Source organism: Sphingomonas sanguinis NBRC 13937, from assembly GCF_001591005.1.
Lineage (GTDB): Bacteria > Pseudomonadota > Alphaproteobacteria > Sphingomonadales > Sphingomonadaceae > Sphingomonas > Sphingomonas sanguinis.
Map to the genome: position 1 here is coordinate 1 of NZ_BCTY01000017.1, position 22,947 is coordinate 22,947.

The 22,947-nt window shown below is 61.3% G+C and carries 24 protein-coding genes; 16 read left to right on the forward strand and 8 right to left on the reverse strand.

Going from position 1 to position 22,947, the window contains the following annotated elements:
• From SSA01S_RS09115 to SSA01S_RS09165, 10 genes are all read left to right on the forward strand, one after another.
• Positions 1-702 (forward strand): CDP-alcohol phosphatidyltransferase family protein (locus SSA01S_RS09115; protein WP_061780195.1); only part of this gene is annotated, 702 nt, incomplete at its 5' end.
• Positions 702-1,799 (forward strand): inositol-3-phosphate synthase, encoded by a 1,098-nt coding sequence (locus SSA01S_RS09120; RefSeq protein WP_058734656.1) that lies wholly within the window; start codon positions 702-704, stop codon positions 1,797-1,799. The genes SSA01S_RS09115 and SSA01S_RS09120, both read left to right, overlap by 1 nt.
• Complete coding sequence (locus SSA01S_RS09125; protein ID WP_061780151.1) at positions 1,796-2,518, forward strand: phosphocholine cytidylyltransferase family protein; 723 nt, start codon at positions 1,796-1,798, stop codon at positions 2,516-2,518. The genes SSA01S_RS09120 and SSA01S_RS09125 overlap by 4 nt, the downstream gene beginning before the upstream one ends.
• Positions 2,519-3,146: 628 nt before the next feature.
• On the forward strand, positions 3,147-3,914 hold the full coding sequence (locus tag SSA01S_RS09130) for a hypothetical protein (protein ID WP_156477724.1): 768 nt from the start codon (positions 3,147-3,149) through the stop codon (positions 3,912-3,914).
• 212 nt (positions 3,915-4,126) lie between these two features.
• Positions 4,127-4,492, forward strand: coding sequence for an IS66-like element accessory protein TnpA (tnpA, locus tag SSA01S_RS09135; RefSeq protein ID WP_058732334.1), 366 nt, complete (start codon positions 4,127-4,129; stop codon positions 4,490-4,492).
• Positions 4,489-4,836, forward strand: coding sequence for an IS66 family insertion sequence element accessory protein TnpB (gene tnpB, locus SSA01S_RS09140; protein ID WP_058732335.1), 348 nt, complete (start codon positions 4,489-4,491; stop codon positions 4,834-4,836). Before tnpA ends, tnpB begins: the two co-directional genes overlap by 4 nt.
• 55 nt (positions 4,837-4,891) lie before the next feature.
• Entirely contained in the window at positions 4,892-6,442 is a 1,551-nt protein-coding gene (gene tnpC / locus SSA01S_RS09145) for an IS66 family transposase (protein ID WP_082795012.1), read from the forward strand.
• Complete coding sequence (locus SSA01S_RS09150) at positions 6,439-7,080, forward strand: plasmid pRiA4b ORF-3 family protein (protein WP_061780154.1); 642 nt, start codon at positions 6,439-6,441, stop codon at positions 7,078-7,080. The genes tnpC and SSA01S_RS09150 overlap by 4 nt, the downstream gene beginning before the upstream one ends.
• 313 nt (positions 7,081-7,393) lie before the next feature.
• Complete coding sequence (locus tag SSA01S_RS09160) at positions 7,394-8,617, forward strand: HlyD family secretion protein (RefSeq protein ID WP_156477725.1); 1,224 nt, start codon at positions 7,394-7,396, stop codon at positions 8,615-8,617.
• 1 nt (position 8,618) lies between these two features.
• Complete coding sequence (locus tag SSA01S_RS09165) at positions 8,619-10,706, forward strand: peptidase domain-containing ABC transporter (RefSeq protein WP_082795019.1); 2,088 nt, start codon at positions 8,619-8,621, stop codon at positions 10,704-10,706.
• 9 nt (positions 10,707-10,715) lie between these two features.
• On the opposite strand, the gene SSA01S_RS19495 is transcribed toward SSA01S_RS09165, so the two are convergent.
• The 4 genes from SSA01S_RS19495 to traA all read right to left on the reverse strand — a co-directional run bounded on the left by SSA01S_RS19495 (position 10,716) and on the right by traA (position 15,620).
• A complete protein-coding gene (locus SSA01S_RS19495; RefSeq protein WP_156477726.1) occupies positions 10,716-11,519 on the reverse strand; it encodes a hypothetical protein in 804 nt (267 codons plus the stop codon).
• 72 nt (positions 11,520-11,591) lie between these two features.
• A complete protein-coding gene (locus SSA01S_RS19500; RefSeq protein WP_156477727.1) occupies positions 11,592-11,750 on the reverse strand; it encodes a hypothetical protein in 159 nt (52 codons plus the stop codon).
• A gap of 417 nt (positions 11,751-12,167) precedes the next feature.
• Positions 12,168-12,746, reverse strand: coding sequence for a hypothetical protein (locus SSA01S_RS09170; RefSeq protein ID WP_061780156.1), 579 nt, complete (start codon positions 12,744-12,746; stop codon positions 12,168-12,170).
• Positions 12,747-12,755: 9 nt separating this feature from the next.
• The gene (gene traA / locus SSA01S_RS09175; protein WP_061780157.1) at positions 12,756-15,620 is read right to left on the reverse strand and encodes a Ti-type conjugative transfer relaxase TraA; all 2,865 of its coding nucleotides are present in this window, start codon (positions 15,618-15,620) and stop codon (positions 12,756-12,758) included.
• A gap of 172 nt (positions 15,621-15,792) precedes the next feature.
• Between traA and SSA01S_RS09180 the strand changes: the two genes are divergently transcribed.
• A complete protein-coding gene (locus SSA01S_RS09180; protein ID WP_061780158.1) occupies positions 15,793-16,116 on the forward strand; it encodes a conjugal transfer protein TraD in 324 nt (107 codons plus the stop codon).
• Between the two features lie 16 nt (positions 16,117-16,132).
• The gene (locus SSA01S_RS09185; protein ID WP_061780159.1) at positions 16,133-16,348 is read left to right on the forward strand and encodes a conjugal transfer protein TraD; all 216 of its coding nucleotides are present in this window, start codon (positions 16,133-16,135) and stop codon (positions 16,346-16,348) included.
• Between the two features lie 6 nt (positions 16,349-16,354).
• Here SSA01S_RS09185 and SSA01S_RS09190 read toward each other — a convergent pair whose 3' ends face one another.
• From SSA01S_RS09190 to SSA01S_RS09200, 3 genes are all read right to left on the reverse strand, one after another.
• A complete protein-coding gene (locus tag SSA01S_RS09190; RefSeq protein WP_061780160.1) occupies positions 16,355-17,266 on the reverse strand; it encodes a nucleotidyltransferase and HEPN domain-containing protein in 912 nt (303 codons plus the stop codon).
• 68 nt (positions 17,267-17,334) lie between these two features.
• Positions 17,335-17,544 (reverse strand): sigma-70 region 4 domain-containing protein, encoded by a 210-nt coding sequence (locus tag SSA01S_RS09195; RefSeq protein ID WP_061780161.1) that lies wholly within the window; start codon positions 17,542-17,544, stop codon positions 17,335-17,337.
• The gene (locus tag SSA01S_RS09200; protein WP_061780162.1) at positions 17,541-18,443 is read right to left on the reverse strand and encodes an ArdC family protein; all 903 of its coding nucleotides are present in this window, start codon (positions 18,441-18,443) and stop codon (positions 17,541-17,543) included. Before SSA01S_RS09200 ends, SSA01S_RS09195 begins: the two co-directional genes overlap by 4 nt.
• A 480-nt stretch (positions 18,444-18,923) precedes the next feature.
• On the opposite strand from SSA01S_RS09200, the gene SSA01S_RS09205 reads away from it, so the two are divergent.
• From SSA01S_RS09205 to SSA01S_RS09220, 4 genes are all read left to right on the forward strand, one after another.
• Entirely contained in the window at positions 18,924-19,136 is a 213-nt protein-coding gene (locus SSA01S_RS09205) for a helix-turn-helix transcriptional regulator (protein ID WP_061780163.1), read from the forward strand.
• 316 nt (positions 19,137-19,452) lie between these two features.
• Entirely contained in the window at positions 19,453-19,920 is a 468-nt protein-coding gene (locus tag SSA01S_RS09210; RefSeq protein WP_061780164.1) for a DUF6932 family protein, read from the forward strand.
• A gap of 35 nt (positions 19,921-19,955) precedes the next feature.
• The gene (locus tag SSA01S_RS09215) at positions 19,956-21,182 is read left to right on the forward strand and encodes an XRE family transcriptional regulator (protein ID WP_167348905.1); all 1,227 of its coding nucleotides are present in this window, start codon (positions 19,956-19,958) and stop codon (positions 21,180-21,182) included.
• A gap of 12 nt (positions 21,183-21,194) precedes the next feature.
• Positions 21,195-22,277, forward strand: coding sequence for a beta family protein (locus SSA01S_RS09220; RefSeq protein WP_061780166.1), 1,083 nt, complete (start codon positions 21,195-21,197; stop codon positions 22,275-22,277).
• On the opposite strand, the gene SSA01S_RS09225 is transcribed toward SSA01S_RS09220, so the two are convergent.
• A complete protein-coding gene (locus SSA01S_RS09225) occupies positions 22,234-22,830 on the reverse strand; it encodes a sce7726 family protein (protein WP_156477728.1) in 597 nt (198 codons plus the stop codon). The two genes, SSA01S_RS09220 and SSA01S_RS09225, sit on opposite strands and share 44 nt — an antisense overlap.
• Between the last annotated feature and the right edge of the window lie 117 nt (positions 22,831-22,947).

Here is a 22,947-nt window from a genome sequence, read left to right on the forward strand (position 1 = left end):
TTAGGCACATCGGCCGCGCTGGCCTACAGCCGGTGGGAGATGTGGCCTCTTGCCGTTGTCGGCCTGCTCCTGTCCGTCTGCTGGCTTGTCGCCGACGGGATGGACGGGATGATTGCGCGGGCCACGGGCACAGCCAGTCCGCTGGGACGCGCGCTGGACGGGTTGTGCGACCATGGCGTTTTCGTCCTCATCTATGTTTCGCTGGCCGTCTCCATCGGCACGTTGGAAGCCTGGGCCTTGGCGGTCGCCGCAGGCATCGCACATATGGTCCAATCCAATATGTACGAGAGCGAGCGAGCCCGCTTTCACCGGCGCCGGAATGCGGTGGCGACGATCGCCAGCCCTGCACCCAGCCGCAATCCGCTTGTCCAGCTTTATGATCATTGCTGGGGATTATTGGACCGGGTTGCCGCGCGGTTCGACCACGCGCTGGCGCGGCACCAATCGCCCGCTGAGCTTGCGGCAAGATATGCCACCCTGGCCGTCAGGCCGATGCGGCTGATGAGCCTGCTGTCCGCCAATGTCCGGGTCTATGCCATTTTCCTTGCCTGCCTTTTCAGCAATCCACGCCTCTTTTGGTGGTTTGAGCTCATCCCGCTGAACATCATCCTCATCGTTGGACTTTTCCAGCATCGCACCGTCGAAAATCGTTTCACAGTGCCGGAAAATCATTTTCCATATAGAGAAGGAATCAAGAAGTAATGCCGGCCATCAATATTGCCATCGTAGGGGTGGGCAACTGTGCCAGCTCTCTCGTGCAGGGGCTTTCCTATTATCGCGAGGGCGCAAATGATACGGTCGGGCTCATGCATTGGGACTTGGGCGGGTATAAGCCGACCGATATCCATGTCGTAGCTGCTTGGGATATTGACCAGCGAAAAGTCGGCAAGGACGTAGCGGAAGCAATTTTCGCCAAGCCCAACTGCACCACCGTCTTTTGCGAAACCGTGCCTCTCACGGGGACCAAGGTGCAGATGGGGCATGTTCTTGACGGCGTCGCCGAACATATGTCGGAATATGACGACCATCGGACATTCCTGCTCGCGGGTGAGAAGGAGGCCTCCAAGGCGGAAGTGGTAGCCGCCCTGCGCGAGACCAAGACCGATGTGCTGATGAACTATCTGCCGGTGGGTTCGCAGGCCGCCAGTGAGTTCTACGCCGAATGCGCGCTCGAGGCGGGTGTGGCGTTCGTGAACAACATTCCCGTATTCATCGCCAGTGACCCCATATGGGCGGACCGCTTCACCAAGGCTGGTGTCCCGATCATCGGCGACGACATTAAGGCGCAGCTCGGCGCCACCATCGTTCACCGCGTGCTCACCGATCTATTCGCCAAGCGGGGCGTCAAGCTGGAGCGGACCTACCAGCTTAATACCGGCGGCAACACCGACTTCCTCAACATGTCCAATCATCGCCGCCTTGCCTCGAAGAAAATCTCGAAGACCGAGGCGGTGCAGTCGGTCGCTGCGGAGCGGCTGCACGACGACAATGTTCATATCGGCCCGTCCGACTATGTACCTTGGCAAAATGACAACAAGATCTGCTTCCTGCGGATGGAAGGGACGATGTTCGGCGGTGTACCGATGAACCTGGAGTTGCGCCTGTCCGTCGAGGACAGCCCGAACAGTGCGGGCGTCGCCATCGATATGATCCGGTGCGCCAAGCTGGCAAAGGATCGCGGCCTGGCCGGGCCGATCGACGCGGCGTCGGCGTATTTCTGCAAGCATCCGCGTATTCAGATGACCGATGACCTTGCGGCGCAGGCGGTCGACGAGTTCATTGCCGTAGCGGCCGAATGATCGAAACCGGTATCGTTCTCGCGGCAGGCGAAGGCTCACGCCTTCGCGCTGTCGCCCCGCTCAAGCCGCTCTGCTGCGTGGCCGGGCGGACGCTGCTTGCCCATGCCGTGTCCGGCATGGCGCAGGCGGGGCTGGCGCGAACAGTCGTGGTCGTCGGCTATGAGGCGGAGACGATCGAAGCCTATGTCGCGGCCGAAGACTGGCCGATCACAGTCGAAACCGTCCGGGTAGAAAATTATCGCTATCCCAACGGCTCTTCGTTGCTCGCAGCGGAACCATTGCTGTACGGTGAGGAGGCGATCCTCGCGATGTGCGACCATCTCGTCGAACCGGAATTTTATCGGCGAATGGCTCATGCCGATACGGGTGGCGGCGCATCGCTCGGGATCGACCGTCGGATCGATCACGATTGGATCGATCTTGACGATGTGACGTGTGCTCAGACGGATGGCGACCGCTTAATCAGCATAGGCAAGGGCCTCGCGGTATATGATTGCTTCGATACGGGTGTCTTCGCTGTTGGCAAGGGCCTGTTTGACGCACTCCGGGGATTGGAAAAGCCCTCTCTGACCGAAGGAATGCGGCGCCTGACATCCGACCGTACTGCTGGCATCCGCGATTGCAGCGATCTTGGATGGATTGATGTTGACGATGAGCGGGCATGGCGCATTGCAGAAACGTGGCTCACCACAAGTATTCTCAGCACAGGCGACACTTAAAATAAGTGCGAATAGCAGTCCCGCCAAGACGCCTTCCACATTATGCCTATAACAGAATAGCATTGAAGTATGAGCGCAGGATATTTGGATATTCTGCGCTAATCATCGAAGCTGGGATTGTCTATCTATTTGCAAAGCTTGGGGCTCTTATAATGCAGGGGTCAGGGGGAGTTCAGCTTGGCACCTTCCATTATATTTAGACGTTCGGCCCGGCATATGTGAGCGACATCATCTGGTTGTAAGCTGCCGTGCCTGAAATGCCGAAAGCATGACCCAGAAGCGGTCATCCAGAGCGTGCGAGGCTCACCTCGGAAGCGGACGCTTGTTCAGGTACCGAGTATCCGAGCTCCCCACGTGCTCCGCCTCACTTTTCCGCCCGAAAGCCCGCTGTCGAACTGCTGCGGCCCAAACAGGCGGGGCAGTAAGCGAGCTATGTTTCTGTCCCCACTCAAGTGCTCGACGAACGAGAGAGGCGCTTGATCGGGTGCCGTTAAACGAAGAGCTCACGCTTGAGCGTAGCGATCTGCTATCGTGCGCAGGCATGCATTGTCGGACGCTTTGACGGACGAGCGCCTGCTCCGATCACACGTGGTCGGCTGGCATGAAGCCACCTCACTAGGACGCTGCCATGGCAAACGGTTTGAGCGAATGGCGCTCTACAATAGCGGAATGCTGGCGCGATCCCGCTCGAATGTGGCAACTCGCTTTAAAGGGCTCCGGTACTGTCGAGAAGTTTGGACTGCTGCTTACACCGCTCTTCATGACACCGTCCGGATATCGAGGGCAGATCAAGTCCGGCGGAATAGCTGGACTCGTCCGACTTTGGACTGCGGCGGGGCTCTGGGTCGTGGCCATGAACATGATGATCTCGCCGACCGTGCAGAAAGTGGAAGCGGGCGTCGCCAAGCTGGGAACGGCGGCAGGCTACTGGGACCCCATGTTCAACGGCAAGGCTGCCAGCGGACTGCTGCTGGCGTCCTCGTTCGCGATATTCGGCATCGTTGCAGCGATGCGCTGGCTGGTCCCATGGGTCGCCCTTGCGCTTGAGACAGCCTTCGGAAGCTCGAGTACCAACCCGCCCCCGTTTGGCTATCACGTTACCCAGACCGCTGGCGAAATCTCCGCGCTTGCGGTACTGATCTCCGCGTTGATCTATTCCGTCAAGCCGCTCAATGCCCCCGTTTGGTCGTGGCTACGGAACGACGGCACGCTTCAGTGCATCGCTGTGCTGACGTTCTCGGTAATCTTCTTTTTATGCGTGCATTTGAAGAGCCGGACCCGCGCGGTTACCTCGAAGGAGATTTACGGAAAGGTCTGGAAGGCAGCCGCGTACGAACTTGGCATTTCTGCCGCTCTCCTCTTCGGGATGACGCTGGTGGCGTGCGCTTTGAGATGATCAAGCGCCCTCCTCCGTTGCCAGCCTCTCCAAGACGTTGAGCGAAACGCTGCCAAGGCGCGACGATGAGTCCGACTAGGCCGGCGCGGCGTAAGCGTGGTCAGCAGGCCGCCTTGCGGTAGCGCTGGCTGTCAGGATGCTTGTCGCCTTTGACGAGGGCGCGGGCGGTGCGGGAAGTTATCGGTTCTACGACTGGTCATACGAGCGCTCGTATGACCAGTCGTATGGAAGTCGTTGGCCGTATGTCTGGTCGACGGCGATGGTCGGACACGGAGAAGCTGGAGATCCTGGCGGAGGCGTTCCGGCCGGGGGTGCGGGTTTGCGACGTCATCGCGCATCGCGAGGTATCGAGCAGCCTGATCTACACGTGGCGCAAGCAATTGCGTGAAGGCAAGCTGGCGGGCGTCGTGCCTTCGTTGCCGGTGTTCGCCGAGGTACAGGTTGCTGAGCCAGCACCGCAGATGGCGGCATGTTCCCCGGGGCTCATCCATATCGAGCTGCCGGATGGCGTGCGGGTGAGCGTCGATGCGCATGTGGATGCAGGCGCACTGGCACGGGTGCTGTCGGTGCTGCGATGAGCCCGGTGCCGTTGCCGACGCGGGTGTTCCTGGCATGCGGCATGACCGATATGCGCAAGGGGTTCGATGGTTTGGCGGTGCTGGTGCAGCAGGTGCTGGTGCAGAACCCGCATTCCGGAGCGTTGTTCGCGTTCCGCGGCAAGCGCGGTCATCTGGTCAAGCTGCTGTGGTTCGATGGGCAAGGCCTGTGCCTGTTCTCGAAGCGGCTCGACCGGGGCCGCTTCGGCTGGCCGGTGACCGCGACCGGCACGGTGACGCTGACCCCAGCGCAATTGTCGATGCTGCTGGAGGGCATCGACTGGCGACGCCCCGAGCGGACGTTCACGCCGACGCTGGCGGGCTGAGAACGGCGGTTTTGCGCCACTTTCTCTCGCCCGTTGCCATGCAATCTGCTATGAAATCCGGGTGTCGGAAGCGCCCGTTTCCCCTGTTGATGCCACCGCGCGGATCGCCGCGCTGGAGGCTTCGCTCGCCCGGGCCAATGCCGCTCTGGCCGCCCGCGACCTGCTTATCGATACGCTGCGCGAACAGATCGCGCGGCTGCGGCGCATGCAATTCGGCGCCTCGTCCGAGAAGCTCGGCCGCGAGATCGAGCAACTCGAACTGGCGCTGGAAGAACTCGAGACGGAGCGCGACGCGCCTGTACCCGAGGCAAGCATCCCTGGCGTGGCGGTTCGGCCGGTGCCCGTCCGCAGTCTGCCCGGACATCTGCCGCGCGAGGAGGTCATCCATGAGCCGGCGTCGGGTACCTGCACCTGCCCGGACTGTGGCGGTGCATTGCGCGTGCTCGGCTCGGACACGCACGAGATGCTCGACATCGTGCCGGTGCGCTGGCGCGTCGTGCGCAACGTCCGCCCCAAATACAGTTGCCGGGTATGCGAGAGGATCATCCAGGCTCCCGCGCCGGTCAGCGCCGTCGCACGTGGCAAGGCGACCTTCGCGACACTGGCCCATATCGTCGTCTCCAAGTTCGACCACCATTTGCCGCTATACCGCCAGGCCGAGATGATGGCCGCGCAAGGGCTCGACATCGACCGCTCGACGCTGGTGGGCTGGACCGGACAGGCCGCAGTGCTCCTCGACCCTATCGTCACGCGCATCCGCGACGAAGTCCTCAAGGCCGACAAGATCCATGCCGACGACACGCCCGTGCCGGTGCTCGACCCCGGCCGGGGCAAGACCGCGACCGGGCGGTTGTGGGTGTACGCGGCCGACGACCAGGCGTCCGGCAGCACGGCGCCGCGCGCGATCTGGTATCGCTTCACGCCAGACCGAACCGCCGCGCACCCAACGTCCCATCTCGCCGGTTTCCGCGGCTTTCTACAGGCCGATGCCTATGCCGGTTATGACGGGCTGTATCGCAGCGGCGTCACCGAGGTCGCGTGCTGGGCACATTTCCGGCGCAAGGTCTTCGACCTGCACGAGCGGTCGCCCACGCCGCTGACCACCGACATACTCGAGCGTATCGGCACTCTTTACGCTGTCGAGGCCGAGGTTCGCGGCCAACCGCCCGACGTGCGATGTCGAGCCCGACAGGAGAAAAGTCGGCCGCTGGTCGACGCCTTGCGCGAGGTGCTCGACGCCAGCTTGTGCCGCCTGTCGTGCAGGTCCGACATGGCAAGGGCCATCGCCTATGGCACGAAGCGCTGGCCAGCGCTGTCGCGCTTCCTCGACGATGGCCGCTTGGAGATCGACAACAATATCGCGGAGCGTGCGCTGCGCGGTGTCGCGGTCGGACGCCGCAACTGGCTGTTCGCCGGTTCGCGCGCAGGCGGCGAGCGGGCCGCGGCCATCTACACCGTCATCCAGACCTGCAAGGCCAACGGCGTCGACCCGCAGGCCTATATCGCCGACGTCATCGCCAAAGTCGCGGGCGACTGGCCTGCCAGCCGCTGGGACGAACTCATGCCATGGAACTGGGCTCACGAACCTGTCAAACTGGCGGCATGAGCGCCGAGACCATCGCCCGCCTGCATATCGTCCTGGACGACATCGAACCCACCATCTGGCGCCGGGTTGACGTGCCGGTCACCGCCAGCCTTAAGATGCTCCACGACATCATCCAGGCCGCGATGGGTTGGGAAGACTACCACCTCTGGCATTTCGAGGCCGGCAATCGGCGATACGGCATCCCCGACCCGATGTGGCCGGAGAGCGGCATGACTGCTGCAAAGAACGTGAAGCTCGCGACGCTCATCGACCGGGGCGTGCGGGAGCTCGTCTACACCTACGACATGGGTGACGACTGGCGGCACACCATCACGCTCGAGACGGTCGGTCCCGGTGAACCCGACGTCAAATATCCGCGCTTCGTCGATGGCGCCCGGCGCTGCCCGCCCGAGGATGTCGGCGGCTTGCCCGGTTTCGAGATGTTCCTCGATGCCATGGCGGACCCCAGTCACGAGGAACACGACCGCTTACGTGAATGGTATGGCGGACCCTACAACGCCGACGACATCGACGAACGCTTCACTCGACGTGCCGTCGCCGCCATCGCCATCCGCCGACACGCCGGCAAACTCGCCTACCAGAAAAGCCGCGCTCAACAACAAGGCGGCCTACTGGCCACGCTTACGGCGCGGCCGTGATGTCGGCTCTCTCAAAAGGCTCATACGGATTAAGGACCCAAATTCCGCCCCTCGACGCCGCTGTGACAAACCTAAGATCCGCCGTCCGTTCAGGCGAGTTTGCCCAGCTCCCACAACCCAGCCGGTCGTACGAGCGCATCGAAGCTAGCAATCAGCCCTTTCCAATAGGCAGGCATCAGCAGCACCGCAGCTCGCTTCGTCGCAAGATGTTCCAAGGACGACAGAACAGAAATATTGAACCCGTACGAATATAACAATATTTTCATGAAATTGTCTACTTGTATGCGACCCGGGAGCGCTGCATTCATAAGCGATGTTTCGACAGGAAGCGCAGCTCGCACAGAAGGACAGGTTACATGGCGATGTATCATTGGCACTGCCTGTGTCCTGGCAGCTAATCGGTTACGGTTTTCTATCATTGCTTGTAACAGCTGTCGTTTTTTTATTTCTTGGTTCTTATGCACGGGTGGAGACGGTCGGGGGACAGGTCGAACCCGATCTCGGTGCGGCCCAGATCGTTCCGTCCCGTGCTGGCATCATAACCGGCATTGCAGTGAAAGAAGGCGAGCGAGTATCGTCCTCAGCCCCGTTGGTATCGATCCGCGTCGAGGAGATGGAGCGAACCGGCGGCACCGGTCCAGCACAAGTGCTGACCGCCTTGGGCGAACAGGATGCCCAGCTTGCGGCACAGGAACGATCGACACTGTCCAGTGCCAGGGCGACACGCCAGCGGCTGGCGGCGCAAATCGGCGGCCTTCATGCCGAAATCGCCGCGCTGGACGAGCAGATCGCCACGCAGCGGAGCCTGGTCAATGTCGCACAGGGAGATTACGATCGGTCGCAAACAATTGCGACCAAGGGATTCCTCAGTAGACGCGATCTTCAAGCGCGTGAGGAAACCCTGCTCGGTCGTCAGCAGCAACTCGCCAGTCTCGGCCAGGCGCGGGCCGACAAACAGGCCAGCCTCATGCAAGCGTCCCGCGCGATCGAGGAGGCGGGACGCACCGCACAGGCGACGGCGGCTGGTATCGCGGGCGACCGGGCCTCGGTCGCGCAGCGGCGGTTCGATGTGGAAGCCTCGCGTGGTTACACGCTGACCGCGCCGATCGCCGGCGTCGTCACTGCGGTGACGGCGCGTATCGGGCAGCCCGCGCAGGGCAATGCGCCGTTAATGACGATCGTGCCGGCTGGCGCGAAACTCCAAGCCCAACTCTATGTGCCGACCCAGGCGGCTGGCTTCCTATCTGTCGGACAGGGAGTCCGCCTGCAGGTCGATGCTTTTCCCTATGAACGGTTCGGTTCGGTGCTGGCCACGGTAGAGCGGATCAGCTCGGCCGCTATCAACCGTACTAACGCCAACGGTCAATCCGAACCCGTCTACTTGGTCATCGCTGCCATCAAGGACCCGCGAATCTATGCGTTCGGTCGCTTTCATCGCCTGCAACCCGACATGACATTGACCGCGCGCATTGTCACTGAGAGACGGTCATTGGCGGAATGGCTGTTTGAGCCGATCCTTGCGGTACGGCGCCGCTGACATGGCGAAGCTCGATCTTAGCCTGTTCGGTCGCCATTCGGTTCGCCACATTCGTCAGACCGAGGTTGCCGAATGCGGATTGGCATGCCTGGCGATGATTGCGAGCTTTCATGGCCTGGATACCGACCTTAACACGCTGCGACGCCGCCATGCACCGTCGTTACGCGGCGTATCGCTCAAGAGCCTGATTTCGGTCGCCGACCAGCTCGGGTTCGCCTGTCGTCCGGTGAAGCTCCCCCTTGAGGCAGCTGGGGATCTCCAACTGCCCGCGATCCTGCACTGGGATATGAATCATTATGTCGTGCTGGAGCGCATTGAGCGAGATCGTGCACTGATCCTCGACCCGGCTGCGGGCGCAGCGCGGCGGATGCCGCTGGCGGAGGTGTCGCGTCACTTTACTGGCGTGGCGATGGAACTGCGGCCGACAACCGGGTTTGAACCGGCCACCCAACGCCAGCGGCTGCACCTGCGTCAGCTCTGGGGACGGATGCGCGGCTGGAAGCGGGCAGCGGCACAGACGCTGGCGCTGACGATCGTGCTTCAGGCATTCACGCTGGCGCTGCCCTATTATATGCAGCTCGCGCTCGACAGCGTGGTGCCGGCGCTCGACAGCAACCTGCTGGCCGTTCTTGCACTCGGCTTCGGGTTGTTCACCTTGTTCAACGCAGGGGCATCCTTGCTGCGCGGCTTCGTTCTGCTCTCGGTCGGCACGAGGATGGGCTATGGGCTCGCGACTAACCTCGCCAGGCGCTTGTTCCGGTTGCCGATCGAATGGTTCGAGCGCCGGCATGTCGGCGATGTACTGTCCCGCTTTCAGTCGGTGCAGCCGATCCAGGATTCGCTAACACAAGGACTGGTTGGCTCGCTGGTGGACGGTGTCCTCGCTGTGCTGACGTTCGCGCTGATGGTCTGGTACAGCGGGGGACTGGCGCTGATCGCGCTGGGAGCTTTCGCGCTATATGCGCTGGTCCGGCTGATTTCCTTCGGATTCGAGCGCGACGCACGCGAGGCAGGCATCGTCAGTCTCGGCAAGGAGCAATCCACGCTTATCGAGACGGTGCGCGGGATCGTGACGCTGCGGCTATTCGGGCGTGAGGCCGAGCGGCATGTCTTGTGGCAGAACCGATTGGCGGATGCGACTAACGCCCAGATCGGAGTGGCGCGAATAGGCATCTGGCAGCAGGCTGCCAATACGCTAATTTTCGGTCTGGAGAATGTCGTCACCATTTGGCTGGCGATCAAGCTGGTGCTGTCGGGTGGGTTCTCGATTGGCATGGTGGTGGCCTACCTTGCCTACAAGCAACAGTTTCTTACCCGCGCAGCCTCGCTGATCGATCAGGGGATCGCGTTCCGAATGCTAGGTCTGCATCTGGAGCGGCTGGGCGACATCGCGCTGGAGGATGAGGATCGCGGGTTCGGGGCTGGTGCCAGCCACGATACGCCATTCACCGGTCATATCCAGATCAAGGGTATCGGCTACCGCTACTCGCCGACCGATCCATTGATCCTCAACGGCGTCGACCTGGATGTGCCAGCTGGCTCGCACATCGCGATCACGGGGCCGTCTGGAGGCGGCAAGTCAACGCTTGCGAAAATCATCCTGGGCTTGATTGAGCCTGACGCAGGCGAGGTGCTGATTGACGGTATGCCGCTGCATCGGTTCGGCTATCGTAATTATCGCTCACAAATTGCGGCAGTACTTCAAGACGATAGTTTATTCGCAGGCTCCATAGCAGAAAATATAGCTTTATTTGATGAAAATGCGGATTATGATAAAATAGTAGAATCAGCAAAGAATGCATTTATACATCACGAAATAGTGAAAATGCCAATGCAGTATGAGTCATTGGTAGGAGATATGGGATCATCTTTGTCTGGTGGGCAGAAGGCGCGTGTTTTATTGGCAAGGGCATTATATAAAAAACCAAAGCTCTTATTGCTCGATGAGGGTACGGCCAACCTAGACGTGTCAACAGAGAAAAATGTAAATGAAGCCATATCAAATTTGGGAATAACAAGAATCATAATAGCTCATAGGCCAGAGACAATAATGTCAGCAGATTCTATATTTATGCTGGGAGAAAGTTAGGCGCATATTCTATTTAAAGAGATAAGGTGGAGCTATGCATAAAGACTTATCGCCTTTTCCCTGTTTGGATAGAGACTCATATAAGTCGTTCTTGCTAGAAGCAATGTAGCCTTTTACGTCAGCCCCTATATTCCTGTACTGCTGATATGTAAGGGCTATGCCTACGACATCAGATTTACTGTTTGTGCAATTTAACAGATCGCTTTTTGAAAAAACTTTAGTGTTATAGTATTTTTCCAAAAAAGATCCATTAACCTTTGCGCGAGAAAATAGATCGTTTTGTTTATTGTAAAGCTCGTCCAAAGCCTTGTAGGCCAGTTTTTTCTGTTGCTTCGGAAGGTTTGATTTTGAAATGTCTTTCGCCATAGACTTTGCAGCCCCCCCATGGAACACGACCAAGGAATATGGCTTTATATACTTCTTGAAAGCCGGTAAAAAAATATAATTTGCACAAGATGACAAGCATATTTCATCTACAGCTACCAATGTACGCTGACCAAGCAAGGAATTTCCGAGTAAAATACCAAGATTGGCATCGCCGCCAGGGGATTTTACTACCAAAGTACGCCTATATTTGAGCGTGTCTGACTGCGACCATTTCAGCGCGGCGTCAACGTTTGCTTTATCTAAAGGTCCGTAATAGCAGGCTAAGCTAGCCGAGATTGGGGTAAAATAATTATCCACGCCTTGCGTAGAATGCGCGACTGCGGTTTGGCACTGTTTTATCTCATCCAATATCGCTACGTCATTGTTAGAAATGCTTGCTACTTTTCCCATATAGGAAGCGGCTAATAATGACAGCGGGATTAGCATGTTTGCCTCATTTAACGCAAAAGGGCCGTCCGACCATTAGGTCTGACGGCCCCTTTAGGAATGATGATCTCGTTACCAGGTGATGGAACACTTCACCGAAATGGTACCATCCGAACTGGCTGAAATTTCACACTTCTTGACAGCTTTTGCACCGCCGCTGACGATTTCAATCTCATCGTCCGCAAGCGTAACGATCTGGAGGTTATTGGTTTCGTTTTGCAACTTTTCCATAACGATTTACTCCTGATTCGGCCTTATGTTCCGGCCAAATAGATCTTCTATTCTCGCTGGAAAGGCTTCAAGTGAATTTTGTGTAATGCAAAATTGGAGTATCGATAATGCCAGCCTCTTTCGTGTAATTTTGGAGCGACGCGCGATCTCTTGTTTGCGCTAGAGTCGATCGCCGCCGCTGGCGCCATCTTCCACTCGCTAACCGAGGCGGTGGACACAGCAACACCGGCGGGTCGGCGGATTTCCATCAGCAGGAATTCGCCCGCCCTGCCCCGCCGCCTGAACAATCGTCCGCTTAAAGCCGACGGGCACTCAATAGCGGACGGGCCGTTCTCCACCAGTTTTTCATCGAAATGCTTGATCGAACGCCGGCCGTCAGAATTTCCGTCAATTCGGCGAATTGCGGGATCTGGCCACTTAGTGCCCGTTCGGCTGCGGTTCCGGATTGATCACGAATTTGCCGTCTTCGCCAGTATCGGCGCGTTCCGATCCAATGATCCTGGCTGCCATCCACTCAGGCACGTGCCAGCTCGCCGGTAGCGACCGGGCAAGCGCGCCCGGCAATATCGACCAGAGCAATATTGTCGCCAACGCGGTTGCTACGCAGCTTCGGCGCAGCAGACGAGACTGACCTTCCACCGACTGGCCGCGTTCCACGATGCCATCGATCCTCCCGATCGATCGCGCGATGGTGTCTCGTGCTTCGTCGAGCTTGCGGGCATCGTCGGCCCTGGCGTTTGCGGCCGCCTGCACGATCTCCTTGGTAAGTTCGACGGGCGTCAGTGCGAGGGCCGGACTGCGCTCGATGCGGTGCAGCGCCTCCTGCGTCGCCTTGAGCTGCGCCATCATCGATCCAAGCGTCGGCGTATAGTCCGGCATGCGTTCGCGGGCAGCGGTGAGGCCTTCCACGGCTCGCCGTAGAAGGCTGATCTCGGCGCGGAGATCTTCGAAGGCGAGCGTGGTCTCGCCGGTGGATTCATGGGTGGGCTGGGTCATGACCGCAGCCTACCGCCCCAGCCCGCGGCCCCGCGAGAGGCCGAGCCAGTTCTGGAGATCATGGGACAACGAAGCCCCACCGGAGGAACGGATTCCGAGCTCCTTGACGCGGTTTCGTAGCAGCGACTCGAGCTGTGGGTCGCGCTCGAGGCTCTTGGCCATGCCGGTCATCGCATCACGCACCTCATCGCCGCGCCAGCGCTCGCCGTTCCGGTCGAACGCCGCCGCACGCCTAGCGTGTCTCGTCCAGTCCTCGACGAACCGGTCAGCACGAAGAGCGCGATCGCTGCGCGTCTCTTCTTCCAGCGCCAATGCGCGAGCAGCGCGCTGGTCGCGCATCTCTGCTTCCATCATCATCGCGCGGACGACCTGCGTCGTCCTCCCCCTGGCGGCTTCCTCAATGAGCCTATGGTCGGCGTTGAAGACAGCGCGAATGTCGCGAACACCGTCGGGACGAACGGCCTTCAGCGCCGAGACCGCCGTATCGAGAGCGGCCTGCTGGTGGGGGAGAGGCTCGAAGCCCTGACGACGGCTTCGCATGATGTCGGCAACTGCTCGGCCCACCTTCTCAACCGCCTGGTCGAGCGGAGATCTCACGACCTCGTCGCGTGCGACCCGAGTGAGCCTGAGACCGGCAAACCGGTCGTGTGGCTTTGACACAGCGATCTCGGCCGATTTGTCCGCGGCCGGGTAGTCGGACGCCATGTCCTTGCCGCGCTCGCGCGACAGCGTCGCGGCAAGGCGGTCATGGTCAGTAAAGTCATCCCGGCCATAGTGGAGGTCAACACCGTCACGATGCCGCGACAGCGCGACATAGGCGGCGTGCCGATCAAGCCCCGGCGTCGCCAGCACATGCACCCGGTCGACGGTCATACCCTGCGCCTTGTGGATGGTGGCGGCATAGCCATGATCGACCGCGGCATAATCCTTGAGGTCGAAGGCGACCGCCGTGCCGTTGTCGAGCATCACCGCCATGCGGGTCGTAGTCACGCTTTCGATCCGACCGAGCGAGCCGTTCTTGACGCCAAAGCTGCGCTCGTTGCGGCCGAACATCACCCGGTCGCCGGCGGCAAAGTGACGCTTGCCCTTCTCGACCTGCAGAGTGATGTCATCGCCGAGTTCCTCTCGCGCCCGCAGTCGATTGCGCGCCGCCTGGTTGAGTAGCGCCACCTCGTCATTGGTATGGGTGAGGATGATGCGGCTGTTGCCGGGCTCAGCCTGGCGCTGTCGATCCCACCGGTCGATCAGATCAACACGCGCCGCCTCGCGAGTCTCGGCGACATGGATCGCGTCATGCTGCTGGTATGCCGACAGCGCTTCGCCGGTTCGCTCGGTAGCGAGCTGGCGCGTTGCCATGCGCTGCCAGTCTTCACGCTGGCGGCGAATGTCGGTGATCTCGATACTGCCGTGGCGCTCGGCGACACTGCGGAAGGCAGCGCCCGCTTCAATCGCCTGGAGTTGTTCGGGGTCGCCGACCAGCACGACCTTGGCGCCGCGCTTCTCGGCCTCGGCGATCACCCGCTCGAGCTGGCGCGTGCCGATCATGCCGGCCTCGTCGATGACGAGGATCGACTTGTCGGTCAGGAGCTCACGTCCCTGCCCCCATTGATGCTCGAGGCTGGCAATGGTGCGCGACGCAATGCCAGATCCGCCTTCGAGGTTCTCGGCGGCAATGCCCGAAAGCGCCAGACCCTGGACGTGATAGCCAGCACTCTCCCACGCCTCGCGCGCCACACCCAGCATCGCCGACTTGCCGGTCCCGGCATAGCCGACGACGACACCAAGCCCCCGGCCGCTGGTGACGTGATCGAAGGCACTGCGCTGCTCTGGCGACAAGGTCAGCCCGCGCATCTCGGCACGAACCAATGCCAGCTTGCGATGCCGATCATCCAGCCCGTGGCGACGACTAACTTCGAGCTTTACCGTGGCGCGCTGCAGCCGCGCCTCGGTGTCGATCATGTCGCGGCTGGTGAAGCGCTCTTGCCCCCTTCCATCTTTGCCGAGTTTGACCAGTTCCGGGGATGCGCGGACCGCCGCCATCACCTGGTCGAACTGCTCCTTTCCCTCGCTGTGACGATGGACAAATATCGCCAGGTCACGGGTGGTGAAGGTCGCCTGGGTGCGGGTGATCGCATCCAGGGCGATGGCGGGATTGGCGATGAGCTTCTCGCCATTGGCGCGGGCAATGGCATGGTGCTCGGTGAGCCGCTCGCTGGCGAGCCCCTGCTCCACCATGCGCGAGGCGGCCGGGCCGATCTTATGCTGGGGCTCGAGATCGATGCCCTGCGCTTCCAGGCTGCGGTGATCGACCCGTGCATCGATGTCGAGCTCGGCGAGCCTCGCATTCACATGGCCTGCCCAGCGCTCGCGCCAGGTCTCGAGCAGGTCGGTGCGGTTCCAGTCGCGGTTCTTCTTGCCAAAGCCCTCTTCGTTCACCTCGCGAAGGGTGAGCATGACATGGGCATGGGGCTTGGGCACACCATTGGCACCGACATCCCAATGCACATTGAGATCGGCGACCATGCCGCGGGCGACGAACTCGCGGGCAATGAAATCCCGCGCGAGCCGAATGCCCTCCGCCTGATCGAGCTCACGCGGGATCGCGAACTCGACCTCGCGGGCGAGCTGCGCGTCCTTTCTGACCTCCACCGCCTCGACCGCATTCCACAGCGCCTCCCGGTCGCGCCACGCCTCGGGCGCACCACCGGGCAGCAGCACTTCGGAATGGACGACGCCGGCCTTGTTCGAGAAGTCATGGTGGCGATCGAGGCGCTGATCGTGCAGCCGCGAGGCCGAGCGATAGGCGGCCGCCGCCAGCGCCGAGGAGCCGTTGGCTCGGCTAATGATCTTGGCGGAGAAATGGTAGATCGCCATGGCGGCCAACCATCTACATCAAACAAGCGAGGTCGGCACGACGTATAAGCGCGCCCTTCGAAGATTTCATCTGTCTCGGGACGCGGTCGTCCCAAGTCATCCCGGCGCATTGCAGCTGATCGAACGCCCCGATAACTGGACCATCCTACCCGCACAACGGAAGGATGATCGAATGCGCAAACCTCGTGACTATGACGCCGAGCTGAAAGCGCTCGATGATAAGGCCAGGCAGTTGAAGGCCCGCAAGCGTGAGCAGCTGGGCGAGCTGGTCATCGCGGCCGGTGCCGATGCGCTGCCGATCGAGCAAGTGGCGGGGGCGTTGTTGCTGGCGGTGGAGGCCGCAGACGAACGCACAAAGGAGGCGCAGGATGCGCGCGGGGCGGCGTTCTTTCGCGCGAAATCCGGCGTATGCCCAAGCGCTCGCCGTGACGACAGCACTCATGCGGCGGACAGCAGTTCTCCGCGCCCGGCTTCAGCTGAGCCGGGCGCGGCATGACACGCGCGAGTGGCAGGTGAAGCGTCGCGAACGCACACGCCAGTTGATCGAACTGGGCGGCCTTGTCGCCAAGGCTGGGCTGATCGAATTGACCGACGACGACCGTGCGCTGATCTATGGCGCGCTTATCGACGTGGCGAGCAGGCTGCGCGGGGAGGACAGCGACCGCTATCGGCTGATCTGGACACGGCGCGGGTGGCGTGCCTTTGCTGATGACGCGAGCGCCGGTTGACGAACGTCAGGCTTGCGCGAGCCGCTTTTCGCAGGCCTGCTTGACGATCTGCTGGAGCAGCTCGACGCGTTCGGCCAGCCATTCGAGTTCAGCCGGCGTCACCTTGTAATGCGGCGAATAGCGCGCGTTGACATAGGCCTGGCGGAGCAGCTCGAAGCAGCGCTGCGCGAACTTGGTGTCGCGAGGCCAGACGGCGATGAGCTCATGCACCAGCGGCTCGGCCTGGCTGCGCAGGAAGTTCAGCTTGTGCGACTTCGGGCTGTAGAGCGTCAAGGTCAACAGCAGACAATGGTAATAGCGTTCGGTTGCCTGGTGGAGGGAAAACGCTGCTTCACTCCGCCAGTCCTGCGTATCACCCTCAGCGCGCTGCAAATGGGAAGTACGAAGGGCGGCTTGAGCTTTAGGAAACCACTGTTCGAAATGCTTCCGAGCCTCAGTCAATGCGGCTTTTGGCTCAAGCGGCTGGGGCGTGACGAAGGGGTAGTCGTCAACCTCATACAGCGCGATGCCTTGGTCGATCGCGTCGATGAAGAAGGGGCGCCCCTGCGTCAGCTGGTTGTTCACATCGGCAAGGCTGTGGACGATGAAGCTGACCGGCGCCGATATGCGCTTCGAGATCGTCACTTCGCGCACAAACTGGTCGTCGGCCTTGGCCCAGAACTCGCCCGGCTCGGTCAGCCGCTCGTCGCTGACGACGACGAGAATGTCATAGTCCGACTGGTAGCCGCCGATCGGATCATCGACCCAATCACCGCGTGCGTAGGAGCCGTAGAGGATGACCTTGAGGATGCGGCCCTGCCGGCGCCACTTCTGTGTTGACAGGGATGTTGCCTGCTCGAATTCGGCGAACAGCACTTCCACGATCCGATCGAGATCGCGGCGCTTCTTGTCCGGCAGATGAGCAACGTCGTCGCGCATGATGCTATTCCTAGCGAACCGTTTCGGGTGCGTACATCCTTTGTACTCATGGAATGCCGGCGCTGGCCTCATGGCGGGGCATCATCCTCCGCTTCCATGAGGGCGATGAGGACCCGCACGATGACCTGCTCGACGTCCTGCGCGGTGCAGCCATGGCGACGCGCCGCTTCGTCGTAATCCAAACCGTCGATCCGCACGCTGGCGAAGATCGCACGATCGCGAAGCGGCAGTGCGTTCCAGGCGCGCAAGCGCGCCTGGAATTGGTGATCGCACGTCATGACGGCTGCCCCTCATGCCCCGCAAAGCCGAGCAGGTAGTCCGCCGCCTTGCTGGCAGCACTCGCGGCCCGGAAGATGGCCTTGTCGTCGTGGCGCAGCACCTCAAGCCACGACCCGATATAGTCGGCATGCCGCACCGTCGGTTTGATCGACAGCGACGCACAGGCAAAGGCACTCGCCATCTCGGCGACAAGCTCTTCACGGGCATAACTGGCGCTGCCGAATGCGCCGGTCTGATCGCGGTTCCAGCGCGTTGAATGCCCCGTCCAATGGCCGAGTTCGTGGAGCGCGGTGCGATACCAGTTGATCGGCTCATGAAAGGCCGCAACCGGTGGCACGGCGACATAGTCGGCGATGGCATGGTAATAAGCCCGGTCGCCGCCGATCCGCACATCCGCGCCGCTGGCCTCGATGAGCACAGTAACTTCGGGCAGGATCTCGATCTCGGGACGAACCTCCGGCGCTTGCGTCAGCGCTTCGGGCAGACCTTCGCACTGGTCGATGTTGAAGACGGTGAAGCGCTTGAGGAACGCGATCGTACGCGCCTCCCGCTTGTCGTCACCTGTGCTGTCATCCTCGCCCTTCGGCGTGAAGCGATCGGCATAGCAGACGGTGGTCCCGTGCTCGCCCTTGCGGACATTGCCACCCGCCGCTTGGGCTTGGGCGTACGTCAGCCAGCGTTGTGAGCTGTACCCGCCTTCGATGACCTTGGCCCACAGGATGAGCACGTTAATTCCGGAATAACGCCGCCCGGTCATGCCGTTTGCCGGCATGGTGCAGGCACAGGCCGCGCTGTCCCAAGGCTGCACCCAGGGCAGCCGCCCCTCCTCCAGCTCGGCAATCACACGCGCTGTCACCTCGGCATAGAGGGTCTGACGTTGGTCGATGGTCCTGGACATGATCCTCACTCCTTCCAAACCACCGCAGCCCGGCCGGAATGGCGGGGGTGGGCGGCAGGAGCGGACCGACAGTCCCGCCGAGAGGAGGCGGGCTGCACCCAACGGGCCGAAACGTACGTGGAGGACCGGCGCAGCCGGTTGCAGCACGCCGCGGCGGGACTACAGGGCCGTGACGCCCACCCCCGCCAGACGCGCCCGGCGCGTCACACCGGCGTGGGGGGCACCCCACGCTGTCCGCTGACGGTGCGGAGGCCGCACCGTCACCCGTCAGGGATCGCAACCCGCATGGGCCGAGACGGCACGGCTCGGCGCCGCGCCAGCGGCGTAGAGCCCGGTCCTGCGGCATCGCAGGAGACGGCAGCACTCTGCTGTCTGGATGTCCCTCGAAAATGCCGTGAGGACCCTAGCGAGGCCCTACTGCCGATCAGGCAAAAGCAGGACCTTGGCGGTTCCCCATCTCAGGAACTGCGAGGCAATGCCATGTCTACCAACCCCGACCGCATCCTGCGTTTGAAGGCCGTGCTCGACCAAACCGGGCTTTGCCGGTCCACCCTCTACCGCAAGATGGCGAACGGCACCTTTCCAAAGTACGTCCAGCTCAGCACGCGCTGCGTGGGATGGCGCGCCTCGGCCGTCGATGATTGGCTGCGCAATCCGATGTTCTACCACGTCGATGATCACCCTGACGGATGAGCGCGTTCGCGACCCATCGCAGCGTTCCCACTCGATTCCGGAAGCGACCTGGGAATCCGCCGCCCGGAAGCGCTTGGATTTCGAAGATGCGTTGTCATCCCAAATGGCGTGATGTGGGACTTTCCGGTCATTCCCAGTCAGATCTTCTAACGACTGCTTTCGTCGAGACCGGACATTACAAGCCGATCGCACTGCGCCCAGATATCAGAATAGCCGATTTCCAACCGGGAGGCTGGTGAAGGTCAATAGCAGGCGTCTTATGGGACTACACGCATACGGCTAGACAAAACAGCAACACAACGATATTGTTGTGTCCATGATACCGACTCTGGTCGATCTTGGCTCTCCAGCTCCATGGCCCGTGCTTCCCCCCGGGATCCACGATGCGTCGATCGATGAGATCGAAACGCGCTTCGCAAACACAACCCATCGCCGCTGGCTATTCGAAGGATTCCGCCGCCTCGCGCAAGCGCTGGCCGATGCCGGCTGTTCGACACTCTACCTCGATGGCAGCTTCGTCACCGCCAAACCGCATCCCGGTGATTATGATGGCTGCTGGGATCATCTCGGCGTCGATCTCGCCTTGCTCGACCCGGTCCTTTTGAGATTCGAAAACAAGCGCGCAGCGCAGAAGGCCAAATACCTTGGCGAGATGTTCATCGCCGGCTCGCCCGACGGGCTCGGGCATACCTTCCTCGATTTCTTCCAAGTCGAGAAATTTTCTGGCCTGCCCAAGGGCATTCTGCGCGTCTCGCTCGCGCCCCTGAAAGGAGCGACGCCATGATCACCAATGAAAAGCAATATCGGTCGACGCGAGCGTTGATCGAAAAGCTGACCGCGAGCGCGTCCGCTTTGTCGGCTGACCGAACCAACCTGCCGGCCATGCTGATCGAGGCCCAGCGTGCTGCCCTCAAGAGCCAGATCGACGAGCTCGAAGAGGACGCCAGCTTTTACGACAAGCTGCGCTCGGGGCAGATCAGTGCCTTCTCGGCCGAAAGCCTCCATGACCTGCCAGATATCCTCATCCAGGCGCGGATCGCGCGCGGGATGAGTCAGAAGGATCTTGGCACCTTTCTCGGGCTCAAGGAGCAGCAGATCCAGCGCTATGAAGCCGAGCGCTATCGGTCGGCCAGCCTCGACCGGCTAATCGAGATTGCTGACGCGCTGAGCGTGCGGATCAGCGAGCGCGCTGAATTGGTCGGCAATAATCAGCTGGAGGCCGTCACGCCCGAGGCTTGGCAAGCCTTTCCGATCGCCGAAATGTATAAGCGTGGCTGGTTCGAGGATTTCTCGGGCACTATGGCACAGGCGCGCAAGGCGGCCGGCGAACTCGTCCCGGCCTTCCTGCGCGGGGCGCACGCCCAATATGCGCCGATGGCCTTCCACCGGAAGTCCGTGCGGTCGAACGGTCAGGTGCATGAGGCGGCGATTGCTGCGTGGGAAGCCCGCATCCGAAGCGTTGCCGATCGCGATCCACCCGAAGCGACCTTTGATCGCAGTCGAATTTCCGATGCGTGGCTCGAAGGCCTGGTCAGGTTGAGCCTCGATCCCAATGGCCCCGCCGCGTCGGCAGACTATCTGCGCGCCGCCGGGATCTCGCTCATCGTGGAACGCCAGCTGCCAGGCACTCTGCTCGACGGCGCAGCGCTCTGCTCGCTCGATCGCCATGCGATCGTCGCGCTGACGCTGCGCCACGATCGGCTCGACAATTTCTGGTTCACCCTGCTGCACGAGATCGGTCATCTGAAACTGCATATCGGCGAGGGGGAGTTCGCCGCGATCTTCGACGACACCGACGCACCGGCCGGCGATCAGGTTGAACGCGATGCCGACCTGTTCGCGCAGGAGGTGCTCCTGTCGTCGGAAAAGTGGAAGCTCGGCGTATCGCGCTACACCCGAACCCAGAAAGCCGTCATGACCGACGCCAAGCGCTTCGGGGTCGGCCCGGCAATCATCGCCGGTCGTATCCGACGCGAAGCCGACGACTATACCTTGCTAAGAACGCTCGTCGGCAATGGCGAGGTTCGGCGCCAATTCGGGCTTTAGGGAGAGCGAGAGATGATCATGCCGACCGATTATGTCCCGCTGCTCCGCTGGCGCATGGGCGAATATCAAGCGCTCGAAAAGCTCGATCCTGGTCTCAAGGCCGGGGTCGTGCCGCTGATCGAGGTTTTGCCGCCCGATTACGACTTCGAGCTGCGCAAGCCGAAGAAGGAAATCGGCGAGCAACTCTCGCCATTCGCGAAACAACTCAAAAAGCGCTGGGGGGATGGTCCTGCGTTACTCGATGCGGGCCAACTGCCCGCCGCAACGCGGATGGACGACGGCCGTCATCCGCTCACTTTCCTGTTCGATGAAACCCGCGCGCAGGAAGCCGCACTGACGCCGGTCACCGCGCTCGACCGGGACGACGATTATCAGCAGGCCGTTTTCCTGATCGACGCCATCGACGGGCGCGGGGTGGCGCTGCGCTGCACGCTCGACGAGGCGCTCGATCCGGACTTCGACACTAATGTCGACACGCTGTTGACGCGCCTCGAGATCGAGGCCGACGCGCTCGACATCCTTCTCGACCTGCAATGCCCGGCATATGATCCGCAGGATGGTCTGATCGCCGTCGTGACCGCAGCCTTGAGCGGTGCGACGATTTTAGGCGATGCGCGGAGCGTCACCGTCATCGCCACCTCCTTCCCGGACTCTCTGGCCGACCTCAAACAGGCGATCCAATTTCTCCCGCGCCGCGAATGGCTCCTTTACAAAGCCCTCGTCGCGCAGCTTCCCCAAGGCGTCCGCCGCCCTGGCTTTGGTGACTATGCCGTCGCGGCCGTCACCTTCGCCCAAGGTGACATGCGCTTTATGCGCGGGTCGCCTAACATTCGCTATGCTGTGGATGACGGTTGGCTGGTGGCAAAAGCGAAGCGGGACAAGGGTGGCAGCAATCAGGCCTATCCCGGCCTCTGTTCCTATCTGACGGCATCGGGCCGCTTTCTCGGCCCGACCTTTTCAGCTGGCAGCGCCTATATCGATGGCTGCCGGACCGGCAGCGAAAAACGTGGTAATCAGACGACCTGGAAATGGGTCGCGACCAACCATCACATCACGAAAGTGGTGGACGATCTCGCCAGGCTGAACGGGCTTTGAGGGTCTCGCGGACCTTATAAGCCAAGATGCGCTTCGGCAGCTCCGCGACAAGGCGTTGATACAGAGCCTCGCGAGGCGCGCGTAGATCGCGTTCCGCAACGCCGACACCGCGCAGGATCGTGATCGCTTCGGGGCGCCAAAGCAGCCGAGCGAGCATCATTGAATCGACCATGCGGTTGACCCGTTCCTCCCGAATTCGGTGAAAGGTCACGCCGCTCCGCCGGCCGCGTTGCGCGACGACAACGCCCCACCAGTCAGGGATGATCGCGAGGGCGGCGTCGATATGGCGAGGTGCGGCGATCAGTGACGCCTTGTCGACGACCTCGCCATAGGCCGCAACCTGACGCGGCAGACGGTCCAGCGTGTCGGCGTCGGCCTTGATCTCGAGCCCGCGGATATGGCCGTTGATAACCGCGATATCGACGCGACAGGCGCCATGATTGAGCCCGAGTTCGTCGATCACCAGCGTGTCGGGACAGGCCTGGGCATGAACGAGCAGACGGCCATAGGCTGCCTTGCGTATATCGATATCTCTCAGTGCCCCCGACGCCATATGCGTCGAATAGCCTCCGATGTCCGATAAGCGCAAACGCTTTGCGATGGTCCCGCCCGTCTGCCGGGCGACCCGAGTCACCCCGCTAGGCGGTCCGCAGGTAACCGATCGTATCGG

What these genes read in the sequence shown, in the direction of transcription:
- SSA01S_RS09120 (WP_058734656.1), top strand. Translation starts at nt 702, where the DNA reads ATGCCGGCCATCAATATTGCCATCGTAGGGGTGGGCAACTGTGCCAGC.
- SSA01S_RS09125 (WP_061780151.1), top strand. Translation starts at nt 1,796, where the DNA reads ATGATCGAAACCGGTATCGTTCTCGCGGCAGGCGAAGGCTCACGCCTT.
- SSA01S_RS09130 (WP_156477724.1), top strand. Translation starts at nt 3,147, where the DNA reads ATGGCAAACGGTTTGAGCGAATGGCGCTCTACAATAGCGGAATGCTGG.
- tnpA (WP_058732334.1), top strand. Translation starts at nt 4,127, where the DNA reads ATGACCAGTCGTATGGAAGTCGTTGGCCGTATGTCTGGTCGACGGCGA.
- tnpB (WP_058732335.1), top strand. Translation starts at nt 4,489, where the DNA reads ATGAGCCCGGTGCCGTTGCCGACGCGGGTGTTCCTGGCATGCGGCATG.
- SSA01S_RS09150 (WP_061780154.1), top strand. Translation starts at nt 6,439, where the DNA reads ATGAGCGCCGAGACCATCGCCCGCCTGCATATCGTCCTGGACGACATC.
- SSA01S_RS09160 (WP_156477725.1), top strand. Translation starts at nt 7,394, where the DNA reads ATGTTTCGACAGGAAGCGCAGCTCGCACAGAAGGACAGGTTACATGGC.
- SSA01S_RS09165 (WP_082795019.1), top strand. Translation starts at nt 8,619, where the DNA reads ATGGCGAAGCTCGATCTTAGCCTGTTCGGTCGCCATTCGGTTCGCCAC.
- SSA01S_RS19495 (WP_156477726.1), bottom strand. Translation starts at nt 11,519, where the DNA reads ATGCTAATCCCGCTGTCATTATTAGCCGCTTCCTATATGGGAAAAGTA.
- SSA01S_RS19500 (WP_156477727.1), bottom strand. Translation starts at nt 11,750, where the DNA reads ATGGAAAAGTTGCAAAACGAAACCAATAACCTCCAGATCGTTACGCTT.
- SSA01S_RS09170 (WP_061780156.1), bottom strand. Translation starts at nt 12,746, where the DNA reads ATGACCCAGCCCACCCATGAATCCACCGGCGAGACCACGCTCGCCTTC.
- traA (WP_061780157.1), bottom strand. Translation starts at nt 15,620, where the DNA reads ATGGCGATCTACCATTTCTCCGCCAAGATCATTAGCCGAGCCAACGGC.
- SSA01S_RS09180 (WP_061780158.1), top strand. Translation starts at nt 15,793, where the DNA reads ATGCGCAAACCTCGTGACTATGACGCCGAGCTGAAAGCGCTCGATGAT.
- SSA01S_RS09190 (WP_061780160.1), bottom strand. Translation starts at nt 17,266, where the DNA reads ATGCGCGACGACGTTGCTCATCTGCCGGACAAGAAGCGCCGCGATCTC.
- SSA01S_RS09195 (WP_061780161.1), bottom strand. Translation starts at nt 17,544, where the DNA reads ATGACGTGCGATCACCAATTCCAGGCGCGCTTGCGCGCCTGGAACGCA.
- SSA01S_RS09200 (WP_061780162.1), bottom strand. Translation starts at nt 18,443, where the DNA reads ATGTCCAGGACCATCGACCAACGTCAGACCCTCTATGCCGAGGTGACA.
- SSA01S_RS09205 (WP_061780163.1), top strand. Translation starts at nt 18,924, where the DNA reads ATGTCTACCAACCCCGACCGCATCCTGCGTTTGAAGGCCGTGCTCGAC.
- SSA01S_RS09210 (WP_061780164.1), top strand. Translation starts at nt 19,453, where the DNA reads ATGATACCGACTCTGGTCGATCTTGGCTCTCCAGCTCCATGGCCCGTG.
- SSA01S_RS09220 (WP_061780166.1), top strand. Translation starts at nt 21,195, where the DNA reads ATGATCATGCCGACCGATTATGTCCCGCTGCTCCGCTGGCGCATGGGC.
- SSA01S_RS09225 (WP_156477728.1), bottom strand. Translation starts at nt 22,830, where the DNA reads ATGGCGTCGGGGGCACTGAGAGATATCGATATACGCAAGGCAGCCTAT.